24 protein-coding genes are annotated in these 24801 nt (G+C 73.1%); 15 read left to right on the forward strand and 9 right to left on the reverse strand.

Translation table 11 applies throughout. The features are described from left to right. Positions 1-107: 107 nt before the first annotated feature. From BUS84_RS06280 to BUS84_RS06295, 4 genes are all read right to left on the reverse strand, one after another. Positions 108-836, reverse strand: coding sequence for an ATP-binding protein (locus BUS84_RS06280; protein WP_074309550.1), 729 nt, complete (start codon positions 834-836; stop codon positions 108-110). 108 nt (positions 837-944) lie between these two features. Continuing rightward, a complete protein-coding gene (locus tag BUS84_RS06285) occupies positions 945-1403 on the reverse strand; it encodes a DUF4383 domain-containing protein (protein ID WP_084757257.1) in 459 nt (152 codons plus the stop codon). Between the two features lie 85 nt (positions 1404-1488). Then, on the reverse strand, positions 1489-2646 hold the full coding sequence (locus tag BUS84_RS06290; protein WP_074309552.1) for a glycosyltransferase: 1158 nt from the start codon (positions 2644-2646) through the stop codon (positions 1489-1491). 49 nt (positions 2647-2695) lie between these two features. Next, positions 2696-3712, reverse strand: coding sequence for a glucosyl-3-phosphoglycerate synthase (locus BUS84_RS06295; RefSeq protein ID WP_074309554.1), 1017 nt, complete (start codon positions 3710-3712; stop codon positions 2696-2698). A 195-nt stretch (positions 3713-3907) separates the two neighbouring features. Between BUS84_RS06295 and BUS84_RS06300 the strand changes: the two genes are divergently transcribed. From BUS84_RS06300 to BUS84_RS06330, 7 genes are all read left to right on the forward strand, one after another. Continuing rightward, positions 3908-4918 (forward strand): Gfo/Idh/MocA family protein, encoded by a 1011-nt coding sequence (locus tag BUS84_RS06300; protein WP_074309556.1) that lies wholly within the window; start codon positions 3908-3910, stop codon positions 4916-4918. Beyond that, positions 4911-5999 carry a zinc-binding dehydrogenase gene (locus BUS84_RS06305; protein WP_074309558.1) on the forward strand — a complete coding sequence of 363 codons (1089 nt, stop codon included), beginning with the start codon at positions 4911-4913 and terminating at the stop codon, positions 5997-5999. Before BUS84_RS06300 ends, BUS84_RS06305 begins: the two co-directional genes overlap by 8 nt. A 52-nt stretch (positions 6000-6051) precedes the next feature. Then, on the forward strand, positions 6052-7803 hold the full coding sequence (locus BUS84_RS06310; RefSeq protein WP_074309561.1) for an ABC transporter ATP-binding protein: 1752 nt from the start codon (positions 6052-6054) through the stop codon (positions 7801-7803). A gap of 76 nt (positions 7804-7879) precedes the next feature. Beyond that, positions 7880-10168, forward strand: coding sequence for an accessory Sec system translocase SecA2 (gene secA2 / locus BUS84_RS06315; protein WP_074309563.1), 2289 nt, complete (start codon positions 7880-7882; stop codon positions 10166-10168). Between the two features lie 190 nt (positions 10169-10358). Then, a complete protein-coding gene (locus BUS84_RS06320; protein WP_074309565.1) occupies positions 10359-11099 on the forward strand; it encodes a GAF and ANTAR domain-containing protein in 741 nt (246 codons plus the stop codon). A gap of 266 nt (positions 11100-11365) precedes the next feature. Next, positions 11366-11869 carry a DUF2231 domain-containing protein gene (locus BUS84_RS06325; protein ID WP_074309568.1) on the forward strand — a complete coding sequence of 168 codons (504 nt, stop codon included), beginning with the start codon at positions 11366-11368 and terminating at the stop codon, positions 11867-11869. Positions 11870-12060: 191 nt separating this feature from the next. Then, the gene (locus tag BUS84_RS06330; protein WP_074309570.1) at positions 12061-12819 is read left to right on the forward strand and encodes a class I SAM-dependent methyltransferase; all 759 of its coding nucleotides are present in this window, start codon (positions 12061-12063) and stop codon (positions 12817-12819) included. A gap of 96 nt (positions 12820-12915) precedes the next feature. Here the strand turns inward: BUS84_RS06330 and BUS84_RS06335 are convergent, their stop codons facing one another. Both BUS84_RS06335 and BUS84_RS06340 read right to left on the reverse strand, forming a co-directional pair. Further along, positions 12916-13872 (reverse strand): DUF3500 domain-containing protein, encoded by a 957-nt coding sequence (locus BUS84_RS06335; RefSeq protein WP_074309572.1) that lies wholly within the window; start codon positions 13870-13872, stop codon positions 12916-12918. Between the two features lie 32 nt (positions 13873-13904). Next, complete coding sequence (locus BUS84_RS06340; RefSeq protein ID WP_425293439.1) at positions 13905-14252, reverse strand: ankyrin repeat domain-containing protein; 348 nt, start codon at positions 14250-14252, stop codon at positions 13905-13907. Positions 14253-14360: 108 nt separating this feature from the next. Between BUS84_RS06340 and BUS84_RS06345 the strand changes: the two genes are divergently transcribed. From BUS84_RS06345 to BUS84_RS06375, 6 genes are all read left to right on the forward strand, one after another. Next, entirely contained in the window at positions 14361-14738 is a 378-nt protein-coding gene (locus tag BUS84_RS06345) for a cupin domain-containing protein (protein WP_074309575.1), read from the forward strand. A gap of 756 nt (positions 14739-15494) precedes the next feature. Continuing rightward, positions 15495-16100, forward strand: a complete 606-nt coding sequence (locus tag BUS84_RS06350; RefSeq protein ID WP_074309577.1) for a winged helix-turn-helix domain-containing protein — start codon at positions 15495-15497, stop codon at positions 16098-16100. Between the two features lie 41 nt (positions 16101-16141). Then, entirely contained in the window at positions 16142-16804 is a 663-nt protein-coding gene (locus BUS84_RS06355) for a nucleoside/nucleotide kinase family protein (protein WP_074309579.1), read from the forward strand. Between the two features lie 162 nt (positions 16805-16966). Continuing rightward, entirely contained in the window at positions 16967-17365 is a 399-nt protein-coding gene (locus BUS84_RS06360) for a TraR/DksA family transcriptional regulator (protein WP_074309581.1), read from the forward strand. A 48-nt stretch (positions 17366-17413) separates the two neighbouring features. After that, entirely contained in the window at positions 17414-18286 is an 873-nt protein-coding gene (locus BUS84_RS06365) for a DUF72 domain-containing protein (protein ID WP_074309583.1), read from the forward strand. 298 nt (positions 18287-18584) lie between these two features. Then, entirely contained in the window at positions 18585-19013 is a 429-nt protein-coding gene (locus BUS84_RS06375; RefSeq protein WP_074309585.1) for a DUF2267 domain-containing protein, read from the forward strand. A 34-nt stretch (positions 19014-19047) separates the two neighbouring features. Here BUS84_RS06375 and BUS84_RS06380 read toward each other — a convergent pair whose 3' ends face one another. Continuing rightward, positions 19048-19836: a DUF72 domain-containing protein gene (locus BUS84_RS06380; protein ID WP_074309586.1), complete on the reverse strand. Its 789-nt coding sequence runs from the start codon at positions 19834-19836 to the stop codon at positions 19048-19050. A gap of 150 nt (positions 19837-19986) precedes the next feature. On the opposite strand from BUS84_RS06380, the gene BUS84_RS06385 reads away from it, so the two are divergent. After that, positions 19987-20277 carry a hypothetical protein gene (locus tag BUS84_RS06385; protein ID WP_074309588.1) on the forward strand — a complete coding sequence of 97 codons (291 nt, stop codon included), beginning with the start codon at positions 19987-19989 and terminating at the stop codon, positions 20275-20277. Positions 20278-20287: 10 nt separating this feature from the next. Continuing rightward, a complete protein-coding gene (locus BUS84_RS06390; RefSeq protein WP_074312204.1) occupies positions 20288-21562 on the forward strand; it encodes a cupin domain-containing protein in 1275 nt (424 codons plus the stop codon). 49 nt (positions 21563-21611) lie between these two features. Here the strand turns inward: BUS84_RS06390 and BUS84_RS06395 are convergent, their stop codons facing one another. Beyond that, the gene (locus tag BUS84_RS06395) at positions 21612-22121 is read right to left on the reverse strand and encodes a trypco2 family protein (RefSeq protein ID WP_074309590.1); all 510 of its coding nucleotides are present in this window, start codon (positions 22119-22121) and stop codon (positions 21612-21614) included. A 38-nt stretch (positions 22122-22159) separates the two neighbouring features. Further along, the gene (locus BUS84_RS06400) at positions 22160-24745 is read right to left on the reverse strand and encodes a CHAT domain-containing protein (RefSeq protein ID WP_074309592.1); all 2586 of its coding nucleotides are present in this window, start codon (positions 24743-24745) and stop codon (positions 22160-22162) included. Between the last annotated feature and the right edge of the window lie 56 nt (positions 24746-24801).

Here is a 24801-nt window from a genome sequence, read left to right on the forward strand (position 1 = left end):
GTGACAGAAAAGGACGGGTGTGCCTACCCGACCCTCTGACCATGAAACCAGGGCAGAGCAGTTATTTCAGTCAGATCGCCAGAGGGCGGCGGAACCATCTGGAACGCTCAGGTTGCCGACATGATCGCCCAGACCGCCTTGCCCTGGCCGGCCGGCACGCTGCCCCACCGCTGAGCCAGCTCCCGGACCAGCAGCAACCCACGCCCACCCTCGGCGCGCAGATCCGTCCGGGCCGGCCGGGCCGCCGCCGGGCTGCCATCCACCACGGCCAGGTGCAGGTACGGCCGACGCAGGGTCACCGTCACCTGCATCGGCGTGCCGGCGTGCCGGACTACGTTGCCGACGAGTTCACTGAGCACCAGTGCGGCCGGGCCCGCGGCATCGGGAAGGTTCCACCGCGTGCACGCGTCGACGACCAGTTCCCGAGCCCGCCGGCAGGCCTCGGCCACCGGCTCCAGCCGCGCCTGCAGCCGGGGCGCGGCGGCGGCGCCGGCCACCCGGGTCGCCTCATCGCAGTCCCGGGACACCGGGACCACCCGGCACGCGGTCGACTCGGCCAGCCAACGGGCGGCGTCCGGCGGTGGGGCGCAGAGCACCACCGGCACGGCCGGCCACTCCGCGGCCCGCCGAGCCGTCGCGGCGAAGACGGACAACGCCAGCCGGTCCCGGACGGTGACCCCGGCAAGGTCGACGACCAGCGCATCCGGTTCAGCGGCCAGGGCCCGGTCCAGCACGCGATGGACCGACCGCATGGTGCCCAGGTCCAGTGGACCGCAGAGCCGGACGACCGCCACCGGTGCGGTGTCGCACACCTCCCAGGTGATCCGGCTGGACATGGGGCCCTCACTTCGCTGATGTGTCGGGATCTGCGAACTACCCGAGGCGCAGCCCGGTCAAACCGGACCTACGGGCCGAGCGAGGCAGGTCACGGGTGGCGCGGCCGGTCAGGGACGGGCACGGCCGGTCAGCACGCCCAAGGCGATCATGCCGACACCGAGGCCGAGGTGCAGCCAGTCGTCGGCGTCGTTGACCGGCAGCACGTTCGCCCCGGTGTCGTGGTCCACCGCGAGGCCGTAGAGCCACAGCACCAGGTAGACGGCGCCGCCGCCGATGAGGAACGTTCGGGCGCCGCCGACCGTCCGGGCCAGCGCCAGGCCGGCCACCCCGGACAGCAGGTGCACCAGGTTGTGCAGCACCGACACCTGGAACACGCCGAACAGGTACGCGCCCGATCCGTGACCGGCGAACCGGAGATCGGCCGTGCCGCTGGTGATCCCCGGGACGAAGCCGAGCACGCCGATCAGCAGGAACAGCACCGCCACCGTCCCCGCGGCGCGGCGCACCGGCGGCTTGCCGTCGGCCGGATTGGGCCGGGCACGGGAGTGCGCCATCGGTCCGACCATCACCGACTCCTCGCTGCGCGGCGGCCGTGAGCGCTGCCGGCTACCCGTCGCCGCCGACGGCAAACCCCACGGCGGCGACGGACGGTCAGACCGGTTGCAGCCGCGGCGCGCTGGCCAGCTGGCGGACCCGCTGATACAGCTCGACGTAGCGCTGAGCCATCACCGCCGGGGTGAACCGCTGCGCGGCCACCCGACGGCACTCGTCGGCGTCGAGCAGGTCGGCCGCCAGCACCAGCTCACCGAGCTCCTCCTCGTCGGCGGTGAGCAACCCGGTGCGGCCGTGCTCGATCAGCTCCGGCAGGCACCCCCGGGCCGTCGCCACCACCGGCGTACCCAGGGCGAGCGACTCGACCACCGCCGTGCCGCCCGGCTCCTCCCAGCGCAGCGGGAACAGCGACGCGCGGGCGCTGGCGAGCAGATCGTCACGCTCCTGACCGGCCACAGTGCCGACCCAGCGGACCAGGTCACCGTCGACGTGGGGCGCCACCTCGTCGAGGAAGAACCGCACGTCCGGGTTCTGCCGGGCCTCGTCGCCGGCCGCGGCCAGCTCGGCCGGGCGGTGATAGGGGCCGACCGGCCCGGCCAGCACCAGCGGGAAACCGACCTGATGGGCCAGCCGGGCGCCCACGTCCTGCCCCTTGCCCGGGTTGATCCGGCCGAGGATGAGCAGGTGCTCGCCCTTCTCCGGGCGAGGCCGCCGGTCGGCGTCCACGGCGAGCGGGGTGGACAGGTGCACGTGCCCCACCGAGTGCTCCCGCAGCGCCTGCGGGGCCCGGGCCAGCTGGGACGCGGACACACCGTTGACGCGGACCCGCTCGCCACCGTCCAGGCTGCCGTAGAGCGCCGGGTGCTTGGCCAGGTCCCAGTGCAGGGTGTGCAGGGTCGGCGGGCCGCTCGGTCCCATCGCGGCGAGCGTGGCCAGCCCGACCGCCTCCACGTGATCGTGCACCAGGTCGATGTCGTCGCGGGCGTGCAGCTCGCGCACCACCCCGGCCAGGTGCGCCTGCGCGATCCCGCAGACCTGGTTGTACGGCCGCTGGAGCGCGGCGAACTGCCCGTCGGGAAAGACCGACACCCGCTCGTCCACCGGCAGGGTGCTGCTCTCCACCGAGGCGAGCACCACCCGTACGCCGAGTCGCCGCAGCTCCGGCACCAGCGTGGCGATCACGTTCTCGATCCCGCCGTAGCCCGGCGGCGGCACGGACAGCCACGGGCCGGCGTTCATCAGCACGGTGAGGCTCATCGGGCCCGGCCCTTTCCTGCGACGGCGCCCAGGGTGAGCGCCCGGGCCCTCACGCCGCGGCCACCCGTCGGCGGGGCACCCGGTGGCGCAGCTCGGCCAGCGGCGGGCGCTCTTCGATGGACACGTCGCTGACCACGATCTCGCGGCCGAGGTTCGGCAGCGTGTCGGAGCCGCCGCGGCGGAACTGGGTCAGCAGCGCCTCCGGTGACATCCCGGGGCTCGCCCAGCCACGCCGCTGCAACCGGGACCAGGCGGTCAGCATGATCTGTGCCGACATCCGGCCGAGCGCCGCGGTGTCCTGGTGCCGGTGCTTGCGTTCGCCGAGGTCGACCTGCGCCAACGCGTCCAGACCGACCATGTCGAGCAGATCGATCAGCATCGCCGTCTCCACCCCGTACCCGGAGACGAACGGCACCTGGGCCAGCACCTCGCGCCGGCCGGCGTACTCCCCGGCGAGCGGCTGCACGAAGCCGGCCAGCTCGGGCCAGAAGAGGTTGAGCAGCGGTCGCGCCATCAACTCGGTCACCCGGCCGCCGCCGTCCTGCTCCACGCTCGCGGTGCCCACCAGCGGCCGGTGGTAGAAGCCCTTCACGAATTCGACTGACGGGTCGGTCAGCAGCGGGCCGAGCAGCCCGCTCACGAAGTGCGGCCGGAACTCCCGCAGGTCGGCGTCGATGAACGCCACCACGTCCCCCTCGGCGGCGGCCAGGCCCGCCCAGAGCGCGTCGCCCTTGCCGGTGAGTCGAGGCAGCCCCCGGGTCATCTCGTCCTGGCCGACCACCTCCGCGCCAGCGGCCCGGGCCACCTGCGCGGTGCGGTCGGTCGAGCGCGAGTCCACCACGATCAGCTCATCGACCAGGGCGACCCGATCCATCAGGTGCTCACGGATGGTCGCCACGATCGCACCGACCGTGGCCTCCTCGTTACGCGCCGGCAGCACCACGCTGACCCGGCTCTCTCCCTTGGCACGCACCAGCCGGCGTGCCGGCCAGTCCGCCGCCGAAGTGGTCCGGTACGTGGCCCACGCCTCCACCACCGGTGACACGCTCGATGTCGTATCCCGCACGGGCACCCCTCCGAATCGTGGGCGGAAAAACCGAGATTGGTTGTTCCCATTCCCCACCATGCGCTAACCGCTTCCAGGGAAACAGCTTGATCACAGGGTGACCCCGCCGCGTTCCCGGGGGATGAACGTTTGATTGCGCCCACCCCGGGGGACTGCTCCCAGCGGAGATGAAACGTTCTCGAAGGGGCTTGTCGAATGCATGGATGCCGCGTGGGTCTGATCGGCGCCGGTGGAGTGGCACAGCGGCATGCCCGCGTGCTGGCCGGATTCGATGACGTCGAGCTGATCGGGGTCACCGACGTGGCGCCGGACGCGGCGTCGGCGCTGGTCGCGCAGTCCGGCGGACGGGCCTACGCCGACGTCGCCGAGCTGCTGGCCGCCGGCCCGGACGCGGTGTACGTCTGCGTGCCACCGTTCGCGCACGGCCCGGCCGAGGAGGCGGTGATCGACGCCGGTGCGCCGATGTTCGTGGAGAAGCCCGTCGCGGTCGACCTGGTCACCGCCGAGCGGATCGCCGACCTGATCGCCCAACGCGGGCTGCGTACCGCCGTCGGGCACCACTGGCGCTACCTGAGCGTGCTCGACCAGGCCCGCGAGCTGCTCGCCGACCGTCCGGTGCGGATGGTCAGCGGCTCCTGGTGGGACAAGGTGCCACCGGTGGCCTGGTGGTCGCGGCGGGACCACTCCGGCGGCCCGGTGGTCGAGCAGGCCGCGCACGTGCTGGACCTGATCCGGGCGCTGGTCGGCGAGGCCACCGAGGTCACCGCGTACGGCAACGGCACACCGCCGCCGGTGGACGGCGCCGACATCGATTCGGTGACCACCGCCACGCTGCGCTTCGCCGGCGGCGCGGTCGGCACGCTCAGCGCGGCCTGCGTGCTGGGCTGGAAGCACCGCGCCGGGCTGGAGATCCTCGCGGACGGGCTGGCCCTGTCGATCACCGAGGACGGCCTGCTGATCCGCGACACCGACGGTGAACGTCACGTCCCGGCCGACCCGGAGGCCGCCCGGGTGGCGGTCGACCGCGCCTTCATCGACGCGGTGCGCGGCATCGGCGACGACGTACGCGTCCCGTACGCCGAGGCGCTGGGCACCCAGCGACTGGCCCTCGCGGTGGCCGACTCGGCCCGCACCGGCGAGACCGTGCGGCTCGCTACACCCGTCGAGCCGGCGGTGCTCACCAGCGGGGTGACCGTCGATGCGTGACACGGTCGTGGTGGTGTCCGCCCCCGGTCGGGTGGAGCTTGTCGAGCAGGACGCCGCCCCACTGCGCCCCGGCACCTTCCGGGTCGAGACGCTGTTCAGCGGCGTCTCCGCCGGCACCGAACTGAGCTACGTCAAGGGCACCAACCCGTACCTGCACGTCACCTGGAACGCCGACCTGGGGCTGTTCCAGCCGGGCGAGGCGAGCAGCCCCTACCCGCTGACCCGGCTGGGCTACATGCAGGTCGGTCGGGTGGTGGAGAGTGACACCCCGGCGGTCGCGGTGGGCGAGGTGGGTGCGATGACCTACGGGCACCGCACCGGCTGGCTGGCCGACCCGGTCGCCGAGCGGTTCGTTCCGCTCCCCGACGACCTGGACCCGCTCCTCGGCGTCTACGTCGCGCACATGGGCCCGATCTGCGCGAACGGTCTGCTGCACGCCGCCGCTGACCTGCACGGCGCCGGCGTCCGCTCGCTCGGCGACGGGGTGCGTGGCCGGCGGGTCGCGGTGGTCGGCGCCGGCGTGGTGGCGCTGCTGACCGCGCTGTTCGCCCGGCGGCACGGCGCCGCCTCGGTGGTGGTGCTCGACCCCACCCCGCAGCGCCGACAGGTCGCCGAGGCGCTCGGCCTGGAAACCCTCGACCCGGGCTCGGACGACCCGGCCGTGGTGCTCAAGACCCGCTGGGCGCACACCGCCGGCGACCGCGGCGCCGACGTGGTGTTCCAGTGCCGGGGGCAGGCGTGGGCGTTGCAGCTCGCGCTGCGGCTGCTGCGGCCGCAGGGCACGGTGATCGACCTCGCCTTCTACCAGGGCGGCGCGGACGCGGTCCGGTTGGGCGAGGAGTTCCACCACAACGGGCTGTCGCTGCGCTGCGCGCAGATCGGCCGGGTGCCACGCGGGCTCGCGCCCACCTGGGACCGGGAGCGGCTCTCCGCCGAGACCGTCGACCTGCTCCGGGCGTACGGGGACGTGATCCGCAAGCACGTCGTCTCGGCGGTGGTGCCGTTCGACGAGGCGCCCACCCTGCTCACCGACCTGGCCGAGCGCCGCCGCCAGGAGCTTCAGGTGGTGCTGGCCGGCTGACCCGACGCCGGAGCGCGCTCTCCGGGTGACGGGGCGGGCTACCGTTCCCGCCATGAGCACCCCTGACGCCCGGCCGGTGGGCCTGGCCGCGCTGCTGCCGTACCTGCGTGAGCACCGCGGCACCCTCGCCGTGGTGGGCGTCCTGTCGCTGGCCGGCGCGGCGGCGTCGCTCGCCCAGCCGCTGCTCACCCGGTCGGCGCTCGACCGGGTGAGCGCCGGCCACGCGGTGACCGGGCTGGTGGCGGTGCTGGTGGTGCTGGTGGTGCTCGGCGCCGCGATCGGCGGGCTGCGCGACTATCTCCTGCAGCGCACCGCCGAGGGGCTGGTGCTGGGCACCCGGCGGCGGCTGGCCGGGCACCTGTTGCGGCTGCCCATCGCCGAGTACGACCGCCGGCGCACCGGCGACCTGCTCTCCCGGGTTGGCTCGGACACCACCCTGCTGCGCGCGGTGGTCACCTCCGGGCTCTTCGAGACGGTCACCGGGGCGGTGGTGGTGCTCGGCGCGGGCACGGCGATGGTGCTGCTCGACCCGCTGCTGTTCGGCGTCACCCTGCTCGGGGTGGGGCTGGGGCTGGGCTTCGCGGCCACCTTCGCCCGGCGGGTCCGGGCGCTGGCCCGTGCCGCCCAGGAGCGGATCGGCGAGATGACCGCGGCGGTGGAGCGGGCCATCTCCGCTGCCCGGACCATCCGGGCCAGCCGGGCCGAGACCCGGGAGGCGGAGATCGTCACCGGCAGCGCCCGGGAGGCGTACGCGGCGGGGCTGCGGGTGGCCCGGGTCCAGGCGGTGGTCGGCCCGATCGGCTCGGTCACCGTGCAGGGCGCCTTCCTGCTGGTGCTCGGCATCGGCGGGGCCCGGGTGGCCGCCGGCGCGATCACCGTCGGCGACCTCGTCGCCTTCGTCATGTACCTGTTCCTTCTGGCCCTGCCACTGGCTCAGGTGTTGCGCGCGTACACCCAGTTGCAGACTGGCCTGGGCGCGCTGCAACGGATCGAGGAGATCCTGGCGGTGCCGGGGGAGGGCGCGGCGGACCGGCCGGTGGAGACCGGCACGACGGCGACGCCGCGCCGCCCCGCCCCGATGATCGAGTTCGACCGGGTGGGTTTCGGCTACCCGGGCGGCGAACCGGTGCTGCACGAGGTGAGCTTCGCGGTGCCGGCCGGCACCCGCACCGCCCTGGTGGGCCCCTCCGGCGCCGGAAAGTCGACTCTGCTGGCCCTGGTCGAGCGCTTCTACGAGGTGAGCGCCGGCGCCGTCCGGCTGGACGGCAGGGACGTGCGGGAGCTGCCCCGCGACGTGCTGCGGGCCCAGCTCGGCTACGTCGAGCAGGAGGCCCCGGTGCTGGCCGGCACGCTGCGGGAGAATCTCTTGATCACCACTCCGGACGCCACCGACGACCGACTGCACGAAGTCCTCGACAAGGTCAACCTCGCTCATCTGGCGCACCGCTCCCCGCAGGGCCTCGACGTCCAGGTGGGGGAGGGCGGCGTGCTGCTCTCCGGGGGTGAGCGGCAGCGGCTGGCCATCGCCCGGGCGCTGCTGGCCGGCCCACCGGTACTGCTGCTCGACGAGCCGACCAGCAACCTCGACGCGCGCAACGAGATGGCGCTGCGCCGAGCCATCGACGCCGTGGCCGTCCGCCGGACACTGTTGATCGTGGCGCACCGGCTCGCCACCGTGGTCGACGCCGACCAGATCGTCGTCCTCGACGGCGGTCGGGTGGTGGCCGTGGGCACCCACGCCGAGCTGACCGCAACCGACCCGCTCTACCGGGAGCTGGCCACCCATCAGCTGCTGGTCGGCTGACCGCCGACATCCCCGTCGACATGCCGGCGAGTGCCGGGCCGCGCAGGCCGGCTCGAATCGCGTACCGTTGCCGCTCATGGGTGTGTCGCAACGGTTCAAGAGCAAGTTCCGGCGGTTCCTCCAGCGCCCGGGCTCGACGGTGGATCTTGCTCCGCTGGAGAAGCTGCTGCCGGCGATCGAGGCGCGCGAAGATGACCTCGCCGCGCTGGACGACGCCGGGTTGACCGAGGCCGCCGCCGCGGCAACCGGCTACGAGGAAATCTGCGCGGTCGGCCGGGAGGCCGCCCGCCGCGGCCTCGACCAGCGGCCGTACGACGTGCAGCTGCTCGGCGCGATGGCGCTGCTGTCGGGCAAGGTCGCCGAGATGGCCACCGGTGAGGGCAAGACCCTGACCGCCACGATCGCCGCGTACGGGCACGTCCGGCTCGGAAACGGGCCGGTGCACGTGCTCACCGTCAACGACTACCTGGCCCGCCGCGACGCCCAGTGGATGGAGCCGGTCTACACCCTGCTCGGCCTGACCGTGGGCTGGGTCAACGAGGCCTCCACCCCGCAGGAGCGGCGCGACGCGTACGCGTGTGACGTCACGTACGTCTCGGTCAGCGAGGCGGGCTTCGACTACCTGCGCGACCAACTCGTCACCGACGTGGCCGACCGGGTGCAGCCGCCGCTGGCCACCGCGATCGTGGACGAGGCCGACTCGATCATGATCGACGAGGCCCGGGTGCCGATGGTCCTCGCCGGCTCGGTGCCGGGCGAGCAGGACCCGGTGCACGCCGCCGCCGCGCTGGTGCGCGGGCTGCGCAAGGGCCGGCACTACACGGTCGCCGAGGACGGGCGCAGCGTGGCGTTCACCGCCGCCGGCCTGGCCGCCGTCGAGGCCAAGCTCGGCATCGACCTGTACGACGAGGAGCACGTCGCGCAGCTCTCCGCGGTCAACGTGGCGCTGCACGCGCAGGCCCTGCTGCACCGTGACGTCGACTACATCGTCCGGGAGGGCTCGGTCGAGCTGATCGACGAGATGCGCGGCCGGGTGGCCCAGCGCCGCCGCTGGCCGGACGGGCTCCAGGCGGCGGTCGAGGCCAAGGAGGGCCTGGACGCCACCGCCGAGGGTGAGGTGCTCGGCACCATCGCGGTGCAGGCGTTCATCGGGCTCTACCCGAAGGTCTGCGGGATGACCGCCACCGCGGTGCTGGTCGGCGACCAGCTGCGGGAGTTCTTCGACCTCGAGGTGGCGCTGATCCCGCCGAACACCCCGTGCGTCCGTGAGGACGAGCCGGACCGGATCTACGCCACCCGCGCGGAGAAGGACGAGGCGCTGATCGACGAGATCCGCCGCTGCCACGAGGCGGGGCGGCCGGTGCTGGTCGGCACGCTGGACGTCAAGGAGTCCGAGGGGCTGGCCGCCGGGCTGAACGCGGCCGGGGTGCCCTGCGTGGTGCTGAACGCCAAGAACGACGACGAGGAAGCGGCGATCATCGCCGAGGCCGGCGCGTACGGCGCGGTGACGGTCTCCACCCAGATGGCCGGCCGGGGCGTGGACATCCGCCTTGGCGGCAGCGACCAGTCCGACCAGGAGCGGGTGGCCGAGCTGGGCGGTCTCTACGTGATCGGCAGCGGCCGGCACGACAGCCGCCGGGTGGACGACCAGCTGCGCGGCCGGGCCGGCCGGCAGGGTGACCCGGGTGGGTCGGTCTTCTTCGTCAGCCTGGAGGACGACCTGGTCGTCCGGCACGCCGCCGACGCGGTGCCGGCATCGCCGCGGATGAACGCGGACGGCCTGGTCACCGACGACCAGGTGGACTACGCGGTGGAGCACGCCCAGCGGGTCGCCGAGGGCGTCAACCACGAGATCCACCGCAACACGTGGCGCTACAGCGTGGTGATCGAGCAGCAGCGCAAGGCCCTCGCCCAGCGCCGGGAGCGGCTGCTGACCAGCGACGTGGCCGCGCTGATGCTGCTCGACAAGATGCCCGAGAAGGCCGGCGAGATGGACGAGGACCTGCTCGCCCGGGCGGGCCGGTCGATCGCGCTCTACCACCTGGACCGGCTCTGGGCCGAGCACCTGGCCGAGCTGTCGGAGGTCCGCGAGGGCGTGCACCTGCGCGCGCTGGGCCGGCTCGACCCACTGGACGAGTTCCACCGGGCCGCCGTGCCGGCGTTCAACAACCTGGTCCCGGAGATCGAGGCCCGCACCCTCGCCACCTTCGCCGAGACCGAATTCGACGACGACTGGGAGGCCGAGGACGGCACCCTGGTCCGCCCGACCGCGACGTGGACCTACCTGGTGCACGACAACCCGTTCGGCTCCGAGCTCGACCGGCTGATCGCGTCGATCGGGCGTCGGCTCAGCGGCGCGCGCTGACGCGTCGGCTCAGCGGCTTCTGGGGTCCCCTGTCGCGCGTCCACGCGCCGCAGGGGCCCCGACTTCGCCGTTTCGACCCCGGTTTGCGAGGGTAGTAGGGCTGGTCGGTCCAGTCCGGGAGAGAGCAGACGATGACACAGGTGACGATGCTCGCTGGGTATGCGCGGGGGCGTACGGGGGCTGTGGGCCGGTGAACCTGGACACGCGAGAGCCGGTGCTGCAGAGCCTCGGCGTACTGGAGACTGCCGCGCTGCTGCGCGAGCTGACCGCCGGCCTGATCACGCTGACCGATTTCGATGAGGCGCTGCTGGCGCTGGTGCGGGTCACCCGGGACGCGGTGGCCGGCGTGCGCTGGTGCGGGTTCACCGCCCTGCGCGCCGGCGAGCCGGCCGGGGTGGCCGCCTCCGACGAGCGGCTGGCCGGCCTGGACGACCTGCGGCACGGGCCCGACTCGCCGGCGATGAGCGCGATCCGACGCCGGGAAATGGTCCTCGCCGTGGACCTGGCCGGGGAGCCACGCTGGCCGGCCTGGACGGCGCGCGCCCGCGACCTCGGGGTCCGTGGCGTCATCTCCGCGCCGGTGGACATCGACGACCAGGTGATCGGGGCGATCAACCTGTACGCCGCGGCGCCGGATCTGCTCACCCCGCAGCACCAGTTGACCGCGATGCTGCTCGCCGAGCACGCCGGCCTGCTGCTGGCCGCTGTCCGGGACCGGGGCCGCCAGCTAGCGCTCGCCGGTGAGCGGGACGCCTCGCTGCTGCACGACGGGGTGGTGGGGCAGGCCGTCGGCGTGATCATGACGCAGCGCGGGTGCCCGCCGGCCGAGGCGCTGGAGGTGCTGCGTAGCGCCGCGTCCTCGTTGGACATCCCGCTGCGCGAGGTGGCTGAGCGCCTGGTCCGGACGGTCTCCCGGCAACGCGACACCTGACCCGGCCGGCTTCGCGCGCCCCTCAGACTTGCCGTGTTGCCGGTGATCCCCGCGGTTTCGGTGATGTCGGGAGGTCCGGGTCACGGTGATGCCCCGGTTTCCTGGAACCCGGGTCGACCACGCCGCACTCGGGCCGCCGGGCATCGACGGCGCGATCGGGGTGCCCGTTCTCCCGACCGGCGGCGAGTCGGGCCGCGTCGTTTCGCCGCGAGCGGCCTCGGGTAGCACTCTGGTACTGGTGAGCTGCGCCGACCGGGGGAGGACCGATGCAGAGCCGGCTGCGGGTGCAGGGGCATCCCATCCAACCGATGCTCGTGACGTTCCCGCTCGGGCTCTTCGCCAGCGCGACCATCTTCGACCTCACCGACGTCGCCGGCGGTCCGGCCTTCCTCGGCGAGGTCGGCTACTGGACCGGCGTCGCCGCCCTCGCCGCCGCCGCGCTGACCGCGATCGCCGGCATGGTCGACCTGTGGGACGTGCCCGGTGACCGGACCCGCCGGACCGCGATCGCCTTCAACCTGGTGAACGCGGCGATGGCCGGCATGTTCCTGCTCACCTGCCTGATCCGCGCGCAAGCCCCGCAGCGCGGCGCGTCGGCCGCGATACTCGTCACCGAGCTGGTCGCGTTGGCCGTCGGCGGTGTCGGCGTGCGGCTGGGCGCCCGGTTGATGCGCCAGTTCGACGGGCGCCGTCGCACCGAGGCGGGCACGTTCGACGCGCTCGGTGGCGTGGCCGGCTCCACCGTCGAGGTCGTCCGCCCTCGCCAATGACACAAGACCGCCTCGGTGGGGGTGATCAACTCGGTGTCGGCGATGTCGCGGTGTCCCGGCCCCTTGGGCCCCGATGTCGGCGATACGGAGTGGATCACCGTGCAACGGGCCGGCCGGAGACCGGGCGACGAGCGGACGGTCGGCGGCAAATGCGTTGCCAGCGGTGTGGGCGGCCGGCGAGGCTGGCCGGCGTGGACACTGAGCGCGACGTCGAGGATCTGATCGCGGAGGCGGCCGCCGCGCCGGTCGACGGCTGGGGCTTCGACTGGCTGGCCGGCCGGGCCACCGAGGAACGCCCACCCTGGGGATACGCCGGGTTGGTCGCCGACCGGATGGCGCACGCCGACGCGGCGCTGGACGTGGACACCGGCGGCGGCGAGGTGCACGCCGAGGTGCCCCGGCCACCACGGCTGCTCACGGCCACCGAGGCGTGGCCGCCCAACGTCGAGGTCGCCCGGCGTACCCTGCGCCGGGTCGGCGCGACGGTCGTGGCGGTCACCCAGGCCGCGCCGCTGCCGTTCCGCGACGCCGCCTTCGACCTGGTGGTCAGCCGGCACCCGGTCGACACCGACTGGGCGGAGACCGCCCGGGTGCTGCGTCCCGGCGGGACGTTCCTGTCCCAGCAGATCGGAGCGGGCACCATGCGGGAGCTGAGCGAGGCGATGCTCGGCCCGCTGCCGCCGCCTGCCCAGCGGCACCCCGCGCAGGCGGTGGCCGCCGCCCGGGCCGCCGGGCTGAACGTCGTCGACCTGCGTCGGGCCACGCAGCGGGCGGTGTTCCACGACATCGGCGCGGTGGTCTGGTTCCTGCGCAAGGTGATCTGGACGGTGCCCGGCTTCACTGTCGACCGCTACCGCCCGCAGCTGCTCGCCCTGCACCACCGCATCACCACCGAGGGCCCCTTCCTGGCCCACGCCCACCGCTTCCTCATCGAAGCCACCCGCCCCTGACCCACCCGCCCCGGCCCCACCCGACCAGCTTCGTCGATCAGGAGGTTGCCGGGTCGATCCGGCGCTCGGCCGCCCGTCAACCTCATGATCACCGCGTCAGTACGGGTGGGGGTGAGTTTGGTGGTGGGCGGCCAGGACGTCGGCGCCGAAGTCGCTTGCCGGTCGGCGGAGCACGGTGTGCGCGTGGTTGCCGTCCTCGGTGGTGTTGTCGTACTCGATCAGCAGGTCGTCGCCCTGTACGCGGTAGTAGTGCCGCTGCCCGGGGTGGGTCGGACCGGCCCAGGCGAAGTGCAGCTGACCGCCGCCGAGCCGGCGTGCCTCCCGGATCGCCAGCTCCGGTGACAGCCGGTCCAGGTACAGCGCGACCACCTGGTCGAGCAGCGCCCGGCCGGTGGGCCCCAGTCGGTTCGCCGGCACGCCGAGCGGCTCCAACTGTCCGTCGACCCGCCCGCGGGTGGCGCTGATGATGTCCGCCGGGGCCTCATCGGCGATGATCGCGGCGGCCCGCTCTGCCGGGCCGAGCGCGTCGAGCAGCGCGTGGGCCAGGTCCTCCTCGGGGCCGAGCGGCCGGGAGACCGGCCGGCCGGCGTACCGGACCGCCGCCGGGTTGGCGCCGAAGAAGATCGGGGCGGGAGAGACCTGGTCGTCCACCACCGTCATGCTCACCGACAGGTGGTGGCCCTCCAGCCGCCACGCCCAGCGGTCGTCGCGCACCGGATCGCCGAACACCGCGACCCAGTAGTCGCCGCTGTGCCGCCCCCGCTGCCAGCCCTCGGCCCGGTCCAGCACCTCCTCCAGCGCGATGATCGCCATCGCCTGCGCGTACGCCGAGGGGCTGAGCGCGGTGGCCAACAGCCGGTGCGCGGCCTTGCGCCCGGCGATGTCCAGCTCTGCGAGGCAGGCGCCGGGGCGGGGCCGGGGCCGGTACTCCAGCCAGCGCCGGGCCGCCTCGTCGTCGAACGGGTGCACGGCCCGGTCGCGGGCCGCCGGGTCGAGCGCGGCCAGCAGCGCGGTGCCGGCGGCGCGCATCTGCTCGGGCAGGGGATCTTCCACCGACCCTGTATACCGGCCCGGCGGGGCCGATGTCAGCCGGCCCGCAGCAGCTCCGTCATCTGCGGCAGGTCGAAGAACTGCGCGGTCTCCGCCGCGGACGGGTTACCGTGCGCAGGGTCGGCGCCGGCGGCGAGCAGCGCGCGGACCGCCTCGGTGCTGCTGCGGAAGACCGCGGCGGCCAGCGCCGTCTGGCCCCGGTCGTTGATCCTGGAGTGGTCCGCGCCGCGGGCCAGCAGGGCGGCGGCCGTGTCCGGGTGGGCGTGGTACGCGGCCAGGATCAGCAGCGTGTCGCCCTTGTCGTTGGTCAGGTTCACCGGCAGGCCGGCGTCGACCTGCGCGGCCAGCTCCTCGGTGGAGCCCGCACGGGCCAGGTCGAACATCCGGTGCGCGAACGCCAGCGTCTCGGCGTCGAGGTCCTCGGTCACCGGTCCAGGATAGGGGCGTGGGCCCTGATAGGTTGCTCGGCCGGCGCGCTGGGGGAGGGTCCGATGGGTGAGACGGTGTACGTGGGCAACGCCGGTGTCGATGGCGCCGGCAACGCGGGCTGGCTGCTCGGTCACTTCGCACCGCGGGGGGAGATCCGGCACAGCACCGACGTCGAGGTGAAGTGGGGTGTGCACCCGCCCGGGGAGACCCGCTCGCGGTGGGCGACCGGGGAACGGCGGACCACGTTGCTCGTGCTGATCGAGGGACGGTTCCGAGTGGAGCTTCCGGATCGGACGGTGCGATTGGCCGCGCCGGGCGACTACGTGGTGTGGGCCCGGGGGGTGGACCACTCCTGGTACGCAGAGTGCGCCTCGGTGGTGCTGACCGTGCGGTGGCCGTCGGTTCCCGGCTACCGGGTGGACCCGCCGGTCCTGCGCTGAGTCGGTCATGCCCACTCCCGGCGTCCCGATAGGTGGAATTGTCTACTGCACCTATAGGATTTACCGGCTAGAGTACGGGGCACCCGCCGAACGACCCGCGAGGACCGTCATGACCCACCGCCGCCCGGAGCCCGACCTGCTCGCATTCGCCGCCCGCTGGGCCGACCCGTCCGACTGGCCGAGTGGCGCTGCGCTTCGACCCCCACGAGCGCTGGTACGCCCGGCTGGCAGCCGACGCTGACCCGGCTGGTGCAGCTGCTCGGCGAGTTGGCCGAGGCGGGGGAGAGCCCGACTGCGCACAGTCGACGACGTTTCGCCGCGACCGGCTCCCACCGACAGCGCGGAGCCCGCCACCGGCGCGGACCAGGTGTGCATCCTGGCCGGCTCCCGGATGGTCCGCCGGGGCGACCAGGTCGTCCCGCTGACCCGCATCGAGTACGAGCTGCTGCTGTTCCTGGCCGAGCGGCCGGATCAACGTGGACCACCGCCGCTGAAAATCCCTCGACTTTCAGGTCCACAGGCGGCGGAACGGGCCGCCGTGAACCGGGCGGGGACCCCCCGTATCGGGTTATCCGGACGGCTCTGCTGTAATCATCTGGCCTCGTACGCAGAGCGAGCACGCGGCTCCGATGTGTTCGTCAATTGTCACATTCATGCAACGCAGCCGCCTCTTGACCCTCGCCCGGGCGCCGGGAAGCATCGATGAAGCGGCGTCCCGGGCCGTGGGGGAGATACCCGGACCAGCCAAGGAGGACCATGTCGGTCAGCCCCGCCTCGTCGCGCGCCGGATGGCATACGTCCCAACCCGCGGTGCCCGGTCGACCACCGGGCGGCCAGCGCCGCCCGGCGAACACCGCCGCGCCGGTGCTCACCGTGACGCTGTCCATCCCGCTGGCCTGCGAGGAGTCGCTGACACCGCCCGCGCGCCGGCTGCTCGAGGCGGCCCGCGAGCTGCTGGAACGCGGCGAGGCCGTGATCACCAGCTCCGTCCCGGCCGAACGCCGTGCCGACCCGGTACCGGCCAACCGGTCGCCGGCCCGACCACTGAGCCCGACCATCCCCGCTCTGCACATCCTCGCCTCGTCCCGGTCGGTGCTGCGCGACGATGAGCCGCTGCCGCTGACCCGGCTGGAGTTCGATCTGCTGCTGCACCTGGTCGCGCATCCCCGCCGGGTCTTCACCCGGCTGCAACTGCTCAACGCCGTCTGGGGCTACGAGCACGCCGGCGTCCGCACCGTCGACGTGCACGTTCGCCGGCTGCGCGGCAAGGTCGGCGTCGACGTTCCGCTGGTCACCACCGTCTACGGCGTGGGCTACCGGCTGGCCGACGACGCCCGGGTCACCATCGACCGCACCGGCTGACCGGCGCCACCGCCCCGCGCGGCCCGGGGCAGGATGGTCCGGTGCGCATCCGCCCCATCTCGCCCGACCTGCTCGTCACCGAGCTGACCGGCCGGCTGGCCGACGCCGCGGCCCGCGCCGCGAACGCCGCCGCCGGGCCCGCGCGCCTGCGCGTGGCGGTGGACGGCGCCCCCGCTGGCGGCCCGGACGAGCTGGCTGCCGCGCTGGTCGAACCGTTGCGCGCCCGGGGCCGCCCGGTGCTGCACGTACGCGCCACCGACTTCCTCCGCCCCGCGTCGCTGCGCTTCGAGCTCGGCCGGACCAACCCGGACGCCTACTACGAGGGCTGGGTGGACGAGGCCGGGTTGCGTCGGGAGGTGCTCGACCCGGCCGGCCCCGGCGGCACCGGACGGCTGCTCCCCTCGCTCTGGGACGCCACCGCCGACCGGGCCAGCCGCGCCCGCTACGTCGACCTGCCACCGGGCGGTGTGGTCCTGGTCAGCGGCGCGCTGCTGCTCGGCGGCGGCCTTCCCTTCGACGTCACCGTCCACCTGGAGCTGTCCGCGGCGGCGCTGCGCCGGCGTACCGAACCGGCCCTGGACTGGACCCTGCCGGCCTTCGACAGGTACGCCGAGGAGGTCGTCCCGGCCAGCTTCGCCGACGTGGTGGTGCGGGCCGACGACCCCCGCCACCCGGCGCTCGTGGAGCCCGACTCCGACGCCTGACAACCGCCGAAAATTCGCCGGTTTGATCGACTGCCCCGGCGGGTACTCGCCCGGCTCACAGAGCGCGGGTGACCGCCCGCGCAACAGATGCGACCGTGACCGGGGCCAGGTGCCGCCGGCTTCCCGGTTCACCTTGACCAGGCCCAGGAAAGGCAGGCAGCGATGCTCGTCCACGACACGGTCGGTACGGGCCGTTCCCAGGCGGAGACCGATGAGATCCGGCGCTCCCTCCAGGCGCGCTACGACGAGCTGTCCGCGGAGTATGAGCAGGCCGTGCTGCAGAGCCAGGTGCTGCGGCTGGTGGAGGTCGGTGACACCGCAGGTGACGACCAGGCCGACAGCGGCACCAAGACGGCCGAGCGTGACACCGCGCAGTCCCTGTTGCGCACCATCCTCGACCGCCGCACCCAGTACGAGCACGCCCTCGCCCGGCTCGCGGAGGGCACCTACGGCTGGTGTGAAGGCTGCTCGGCGGCGATCCCGGTGGAACGGCTGGAGATCTTCCCGTCCGCCACCACCTGCGTGACCTGCAAGCAGACCCGCGAGCGGCGAGCGGCCTGAGAGCTGTCAGCGGTTGCCGGTCGGTCCACGACACGATGGACTCCACCCATGGGTGACATTCTCGTGGGCACCGCGTCCTGGACCGACCGCACGCTGCTGGACTCGGGCTGGTATCCGCAGACCGCGGACACGCCGGAGAAGCGGCTGGCGTACTACGCCCGGCAGTTTCCGCTGGTCGAGGTGGACGCCACCTACTACTCGCCGCCCGCCGAGGCGACCGCACGGCTCTGGGCCGAGCGCACCCCGGCCGGCTTCACCTTCAACATCAAGGCGTTCAGCCTGCTGACCGGCCATCCGACCCGGGTCAGCGCGCTCTACAAGGACCTGCGCCCGGAGACCGACAAGAAGAACGTCTACCCCGACGACCTGCCCGCGCAGGCGTACGAGGAGGTGTGGACGCGCTTCCTGTCCGCGCTGGATCCGCTGATCGAGGCGGGCAAGTTGGGAGCGCTGCTGTTCCAGTTCCCGCCCTGGTTCACCATCAAGCGGGACAACAAGCAGTACCTGCTGGAGGTGGCGAAGCGCTGCGCGCCGCTGCGGCCGGTCTACGAGTTCCGACACGCCTCCTGGTTCGACGGCGCCAACGCCGACGAGACGCTCGCCTTCCTGCGGGAGCACCGGCTGCCGTACGTCTGCGTGGACATGCCGCAGGGGCATCGCTCGTCGTTGCCCCCGGTGCTGGCCGCGACCGCGGACCTCGCCGTGGTGCGCTTCCACGGCCACAGCGACAAGTGGACCAGCAAGGACATCCACGAGAAGTTCGGCTACCACTACTCCAAGCGGGAGCTGGCCGACTGGGCGCCGAAGCTGCGCGAGCTGGCCGACGAGGCCGGGCAGACGCACGTGCTCATGAACAACTGCTACCGCGACTACGCGCAGACGAACGCGAAGACCCTGGCCGGGCTGCTCGGCACGGCCTGACCGGCGTCGGCCGGCTCACCCTTTCCGGGTGGGGCCGGGTCACCCACCGGACGGGCAGGCTGGCAGGTGCGTGCGGTCGTGACGGCGACCGGCGCCGGAGACGACACGGAGGTGACGGGAATGACGGTTCGACTGGTGGCGGATAGACGGCGTGGCGCCGTCCTGCACGTGGTCGGTACGGCCGACAACGCCCGGCGCGCGCCGCAGGGCAGCCCGATACGGGCCCGACGCGGCCCGGCGGGGCCGCCGCGGCGCAACGACTACCAACGGTGGGACACCGCGGAACGGGGGTCGACCGATGGCTGACACGATGATTTCGGCGTTCGAGTCCTCGCTGGACAAAACGAACCTCATCCTCAAGGACATCGAGGACGCCTACGGCTGGCCGAAGGACAGACGCAACCAGTCGTACGCGGCGTTGCGTACGGTGCTGCACCTGCTGCGGGACCGGCTGCCGGTGAATGAGAGCGTGGAGTTTGCCCAGCAGCTGCCGATCCTGGTCCGGGGGATCTACTTCGACGGCTGGAACCCCTCGGACGTCCCGATCAGGCTCAACCGGGACGACTTCCTCTACGAGGTGCGCCAGGGTTTCCCGTACGATGTGGAGGGCGGTGCCGAGCGGGTGACGCAGGTGGTGCTCGACACTCTGCGCCGACACGTCACCCAGGGCGAGTGGCAGGACGTCAAGGACACCATGCCCAAGGACCTGGCCCGGATGCTGCCCTGACGCTGTGAGCCCGTCCGACGGTCGTCGGACGGGCTCAGCCGTCGGGGGCGGCCACCGCCTCCGCTGGCGGTGCGGACGGCACCCGGGACACCGGGTGACCGGCCCGCCGGGCCAGCGCGGCGAACGCGACGGCGTCCACGATGGCGGCGCCGCCAGGGTCGTTGTTGAAGTAGACGTACGCCGGCTCGTCGGCGCCGAAGGCGTCGGCCAGCCGGCGCACCCATGAGGCGAGCGCGGTGCGACCGTACCGGGGCCAGGGCCGTGCCCGCCCCTCGTGCAGCCGCAGGTAGCCGAAGTCGGTGGTGCGCCAGCGCGGGGCGACCGGGCGACCCAGCCGATCCGCCCAGACCAGCGCCGCCCGCCGGCGTTCCAGCACCAGGCGGGTGGCGTCGGTCCACCACGAGGGGTGCCGCGGCTCCACCGCCACCCGCACCTCGGCCGGAAACAACCGCAGCGTCGCGTCGAGCGCGTCGACGTTCGCGGGCAGGTTCGGTGGCAGTTGAAGCAGCACCGGGCCGAGCCGGTCACCGAGCGCGGTCGCCCGGCCGAGGAACCGGGCCACCGGCTCCGCCGGGTCACGCAGTCGCTTGATGTGGGTCAGGTAGCGGCTCATCTTGACCGCCACGCAGAAATCCGCCGGGGTTCGCGCCCGCCAGGCAGCGAAGGTGTCCCGCTCGGGCAGCCGGTAGAAGGCATTGTTGACCTCGACGGTTGCGAACCCGGCCGCGAAGTGCTCCAGCCAGAGCCGCTGCGGCAGCCGCTCGGGATAGAAGCGGCCGCGCCAGTCCCGGTACTGCCAGCCGGACGTGCCCACCAGGATCACCCGTCCATCCTGGCACCGACCTGCGCCCCGGTGAACCGCCCGTGTCGCCCCGGTTCGGCGTCTACGGTTAGAGAAGATCGCGCGTGGGGTACCACCCGCAGCACGACGGACCCCGGCGTACGGCGGGGCGGCACACCCGAGGGAGCACCGATGGCACTCAACGATGACGACATGCAGACCACCGGCGGCGGCGGTGCCGAGGGCCCGGCCGACGGTGGCGCGACCCCCGGCCAGCAGGACGGCGGCGCCGACGGTGGTGCCGACCGCGGTGCCGAGCGGGGCGCCGACCGTGGCGCCGACCGGGGCGCCGAGGGCCCGGCCGACGGCGGTGCGACGCCCGGCCAGCAGGACGGTGGCGCCGACGGTGGCGCGGAGGGCCCCGCCGACGGCGGTGCGACCCCGGGCCAGCAGGACGGTGGCGCCGACGGCAGCGCCCGGTGACGGCAGCGCCATGACGCATCTCGACCCGCCGGGCGGCCACGGTCGCCCGGCGGTTCCGTCCGTACGCGCCTCCGCTGCGCTGGCCCGCTGCGTCTCGGTCGAACCGGCGAAGTTCGCCGCCGCGCACTGGGGACACACCCCGCTGCTGTCCCGCGCCGCCGAACTGCCCGACCCGTCGGGCTTCACCGACCTGTTCAGCCCCGCCGACGCCGACGAGCTGCTCAGTCGTCGCGGACTGCGTACCCCGTTCCTGCGCGTCGCCAGCGACGGGCAGCTCGTCCCGGCGGCCCGCTGGACCGGCGGCGGCGGGGCCGGCGCGGAGATCGCCGACCAGGTGCTCGACGAGCGGGTCCTGGAGCAGTACGCAGCCGGTGCCACGCTGGTGCTGCAGGGCCTGCACCGGATCTGGCCACCGCTGATCGACTTCGTCCGTGACCTGGGCCTCGCGCTGAGCCAGCCGCTGCAGATCAACGCCTACCTCACCCCCGCGGGCAGCCAGGGCTTCGCCACCCACTACGACACCCACGACGTCTTCGTGCTCCAGGTCGACGGTCGCAAGCACTGGCGGATCCACCCGCCGGTGCTGCCCGATCCGCTGGAGAAGCAGCCCTGGGGCGGCCGCGCCGACGAGATCAGCGCCACCGCTCAGGGCCCCGCCGCGCTGGACGTGGTGCTCGCCCCCGGCGACGCGCTGTACCTGCCGCGCGGCTGGCTGCACAGCGCGCAGGCGCAGGAGGCCAGCTCGCTGCACCTGACCGTGGGAATCCGCGCGCTGACCCGTTACGCCCTGGTCGAGGAGCTGCTCGCCCTCGCCGCCGAGGACCAGCGGCTGCGGGCGAGCCTGCCGTTCGGCACCGACGTCGCCGACCCGGACGCCATCGAGCCGGAGCTGACCGAGACGGTGGAGGCGCTGCGGGACTGGCTGCTGGGCGCCGACCCGGAGGCCGTCGCGGCGCGACTGCGGCAGCGGGCCTGGCCCGCCGCCCGCCCGGCGCCGATCCGGCCGCTCGCCCAGGCCGGCGCGCTGGCCGCACTGGACGCCGACTCCCTGCTCACCCTGCGCCCGGGCCTGCGCTGGCAGCTCGTGCCGCACGGGCCGGACACGGTGGCGCTGCGGCTGTTCGACCGCACCATCACCCTGCCCGCCGAGTGTGAGCCGGCCGTCCGCGCCCTGCTCACCGGCGCGGTCACCCGGGTGGGTGACCTGCCCGGGCTGCCCGACGACGCCGACCGGATCACCCTGGCCCGCCGGCTGCTCCGCGAGGCGGTCCTGGTCCCGCAGTGAGCACACCGGGCCCCGGAGGTGGGCGCGACTGCGACCGAAGCCGTCGTGCCTAGCCGGCCCTGACCAGCTCGATCCGGAGGGTGTTCGTGATCTCGTCGGTCAGCTCACCCTCCACGCCGACGGAGATCGTGCCCTCGTCGGTGACGCCGAACACGAGTTCCACCGTTGCGGTCTCAAGCACCAACGGGTCGTCACCGTCGGTGCCGGCGGCGACCGCCGCGCGGATCGTGGTGATCGCCTCGACGAGGGTCTCCTCGACGGCGCTGTCGCGCAGCTCGTACCGGTCCTGAAGGTCCTCGGCGACGAGGGTGACGTCGATCGTGTGGGTCTTCTGCCGGGAGTGGCTGCCGCCCACCTTCACCTTCCAGCCGATCACCGGGACCCGGAAGTCCAGGCCACCGCCCAGCTTCGTGGTGACGACCGCGCTGAGGATCAGCTGCACCGACCCGACCCGCAGATCACGCCCCGCGTCGGCCGTCGAGATGCGGGCCTTCCTCACCGCCTTCTTGACCGCCGACACGAGTTCCTCGACGGGCACGCTGTAGTCGATCACGTCCATGCCGCAATTGCCCTTCTGCGAGTTGAGCTGCCGCCGGTTCAGGCGGCCGTGGCGTATGGGTCGCCGTAGACGGTGTAGGCCAGCCACGTCGGGTCGAGCGGATCGTCCTGTTGCTCCCTGCGGGCGGCGAGGGCCGCCGCGCCCAACGTGGCGCCCTCGGCGAAGGACCGGTAGAACGCGGTCGCGAAGCGGGCCGAACTCTCCGATCGCACCGCCCAGAGCGTGCCGACGAACGCGCCCGCGCCGGACGACATGAACTGCTGCGCCCAACCGAGCATCTTCGTGTACGTCGGTGCCGCGCCCGCGCTCCGGCAGGCGTTGATGAAGACCAGAGGACCGGTCTCCTTGAGCAGTCTCCGGATGCTGGCCTCGGCGAGCAGGGCGGGCTTGAATCGGCCGCCGTCCATGTCGATGAACGAGCCGTCCGCGGAGAACGTGTTGTGGCAGGCGAAGTGCGTCGCGCCCAGCCTCCCGGAGTTGATCAGGGCGAGCAGGTCGTCCGCCCTGCTGATCGGTTCACCGTCGGCCGCGCCGAGGATCGCGCGGATGGCGGCGATCTCCTCGTGCGCCCCGCTGGGAGCCTGCCTCGGTACGACGAAGCGCGGATCGCGCAGGCCGACCTTCCGGGTCAGTTGCTGGCCGTAGGTGCGGCGCACCACGGGGACCTGCTCGACGAGGAAGCCGGAGTCCTGCCGGGCGCTGAGCGGATAGAGCAGTTCCCAGGGCACCACGTCGTAGTCGGTGGCGATCGTGAGGGCGCTCATGCCTGAGCCGACCTGCCAGAACTGGTCCTGGACGTCGGCGGGCACCATCTCCGACCACAGTTGGATCCCCGCCGACCGGATCACCTCGCGCGTCATCCTCGCGCTGTAACGGGAGCCGCCTCCGGCCAACTGCTGCAGCTCCCGGATGGCGTTCTCCACCGCGGCGTTCGGCGTGTTCGTGACCGACTCGACGACCGGGGCGAACAGCTCTCCCGCGTCGGACCGCAGCTGGAAGGTGTACCGGCTGCCGTCGAACCGCACCTCCATGGTGACCTCGCCCGGCCGTGCCTGCGGGGCGCCCAGTGGCGCCGTCTTCGGCTGCCCGTCCCGGAACGGGCCACCGGCCGCGACGGAGACCTCGACGGACACCTCGGTGAGGAACGTGCCGCCGGCCCAGGCCGTCACGTCGATGCGGTACAGCCCCGCAGTACGCGCTCCAAAACCAAACCGGATCGGCGGCGGATCCCCGGTCGGCGTGACCAGCACGGTCTGCTGGAGCGGCCCCTCGTTGTGCAGGCCGGCGGGTGCGTGGACGGTCACGGTGACCGGTGTGCCGTCGTCGGCGACGAGGAGGTTGGCCAGCGGCGACGTCACGGCGTCCGGGTGGAACGGTCGTCCTTCGGTGACGATCCGGACGTCAACGCTCAGGTCCTGGCCCGCCGGGACCTGGGTGGGCGCGCGCGCCACCAGCAACCGCTCCGGCTGCCCGGCGGCGACCGGCAGCGGCAGCGGCTTCGGATGCCAGCCGGTGCCCGGAGTGGATCTTGCCAGCGGCCCGGGCTCCACGCCTCGCCAATCGTCAGCCTCGAGCAGTTCGCGAAGCTGTAGCCGGTGTTCGGCGGCCAGATCGAGCAGGCGGCCTCTCGCCTGCTCCCCTTCCCGCAGATACCGGGAGGCCTGGTCGTCCACGCCCAGCCGGGTGCGTACGGAGCGGAGAGTGATGCCGCCGGGGACGAGATTGTCGCTGCCGAGCCGCCGCTCGATGGCCATCTCGGCCTGCACCGCCTCGTCGACGGTGAACTCCCGACTGATCGGCCGGAGGGTGTGCACCAGGAAGTCGCGGACCGGGGTCACGGCGTTTGTGATCGCGAGGCGGACGACCTCCGCCGGGTCGGTCACCCGGAAGTCGACCGCGAGCGTGGCGGTGAAGTGGTGCAGGTCGTCCTTGGCGGGAAGCGTGACGTCGAGGACGAGGTGGTGGTCGCTGATGTCCACCTCGTAGCGGGTCTGATGGCTGCGGATGAGCAGTTCGGTCCACCGCATCGGGCGGCGAGGATCGGCGACCTCCAGGTCACCCTCGTGGCTCGAGTAGACGACCGCCACCGCCGCTCGGTGTGCGAAGGGTGACGTGAGCCTCGGCACTGGCTTCTCGCTGAGGATCAGCGGGACCACCGGCCCGGCACCAACGTCTGCGCCGAATCTCGTGGCAAGGTCGTCGATCAGGTCGCGAATGTCCGCGTCGGCGGTGCGCTGGTGGATCTGCCAAAACTGCCGGCGGGCGAGCGGCCGGAGAGCGGCGGGCAGATCTGTTTCGCGGGGCGGTTCCGCGCCGCCCACCAGCACCGGGATGACCGGGATGTTCAGGTCGAAGGCGAACTCGATCTCGCGCTGGATGTGGTGCGGCGGATTCCCCAGGCCACAGACCGCGTCCCCGCGCCAGCGACGTCCGATCACGACTATCAGCGCTGTCGAGTCGGCCAGGCGGCGTGACAGTTCGGCGGCGAGGTCGGCGCCAGCCGGAAGAGAGCGGGTGTCGCGGAAGACGTTGTCGCTGCCGAACCGGGCGCTCAGCGCGTCGTCGATCAGGCGTGCCGCGACGCTCTCGTCGTCGAGGCGGTAGCTGAGGAAGAAGCTCACCATTTCGCGTACCGTATCGGAGTTCGGGCCCGGATTCACCGCACCGTAGGTCGGCTATG

It is taken from the genome of Micromonospora cremea (genome assembly GCF_900143515.1).
Lineage (GTDB): Bacteria > Actinomycetota > Actinomycetes > Mycobacteriales > Micromonosporaceae > Micromonospora > Micromonospora cremea.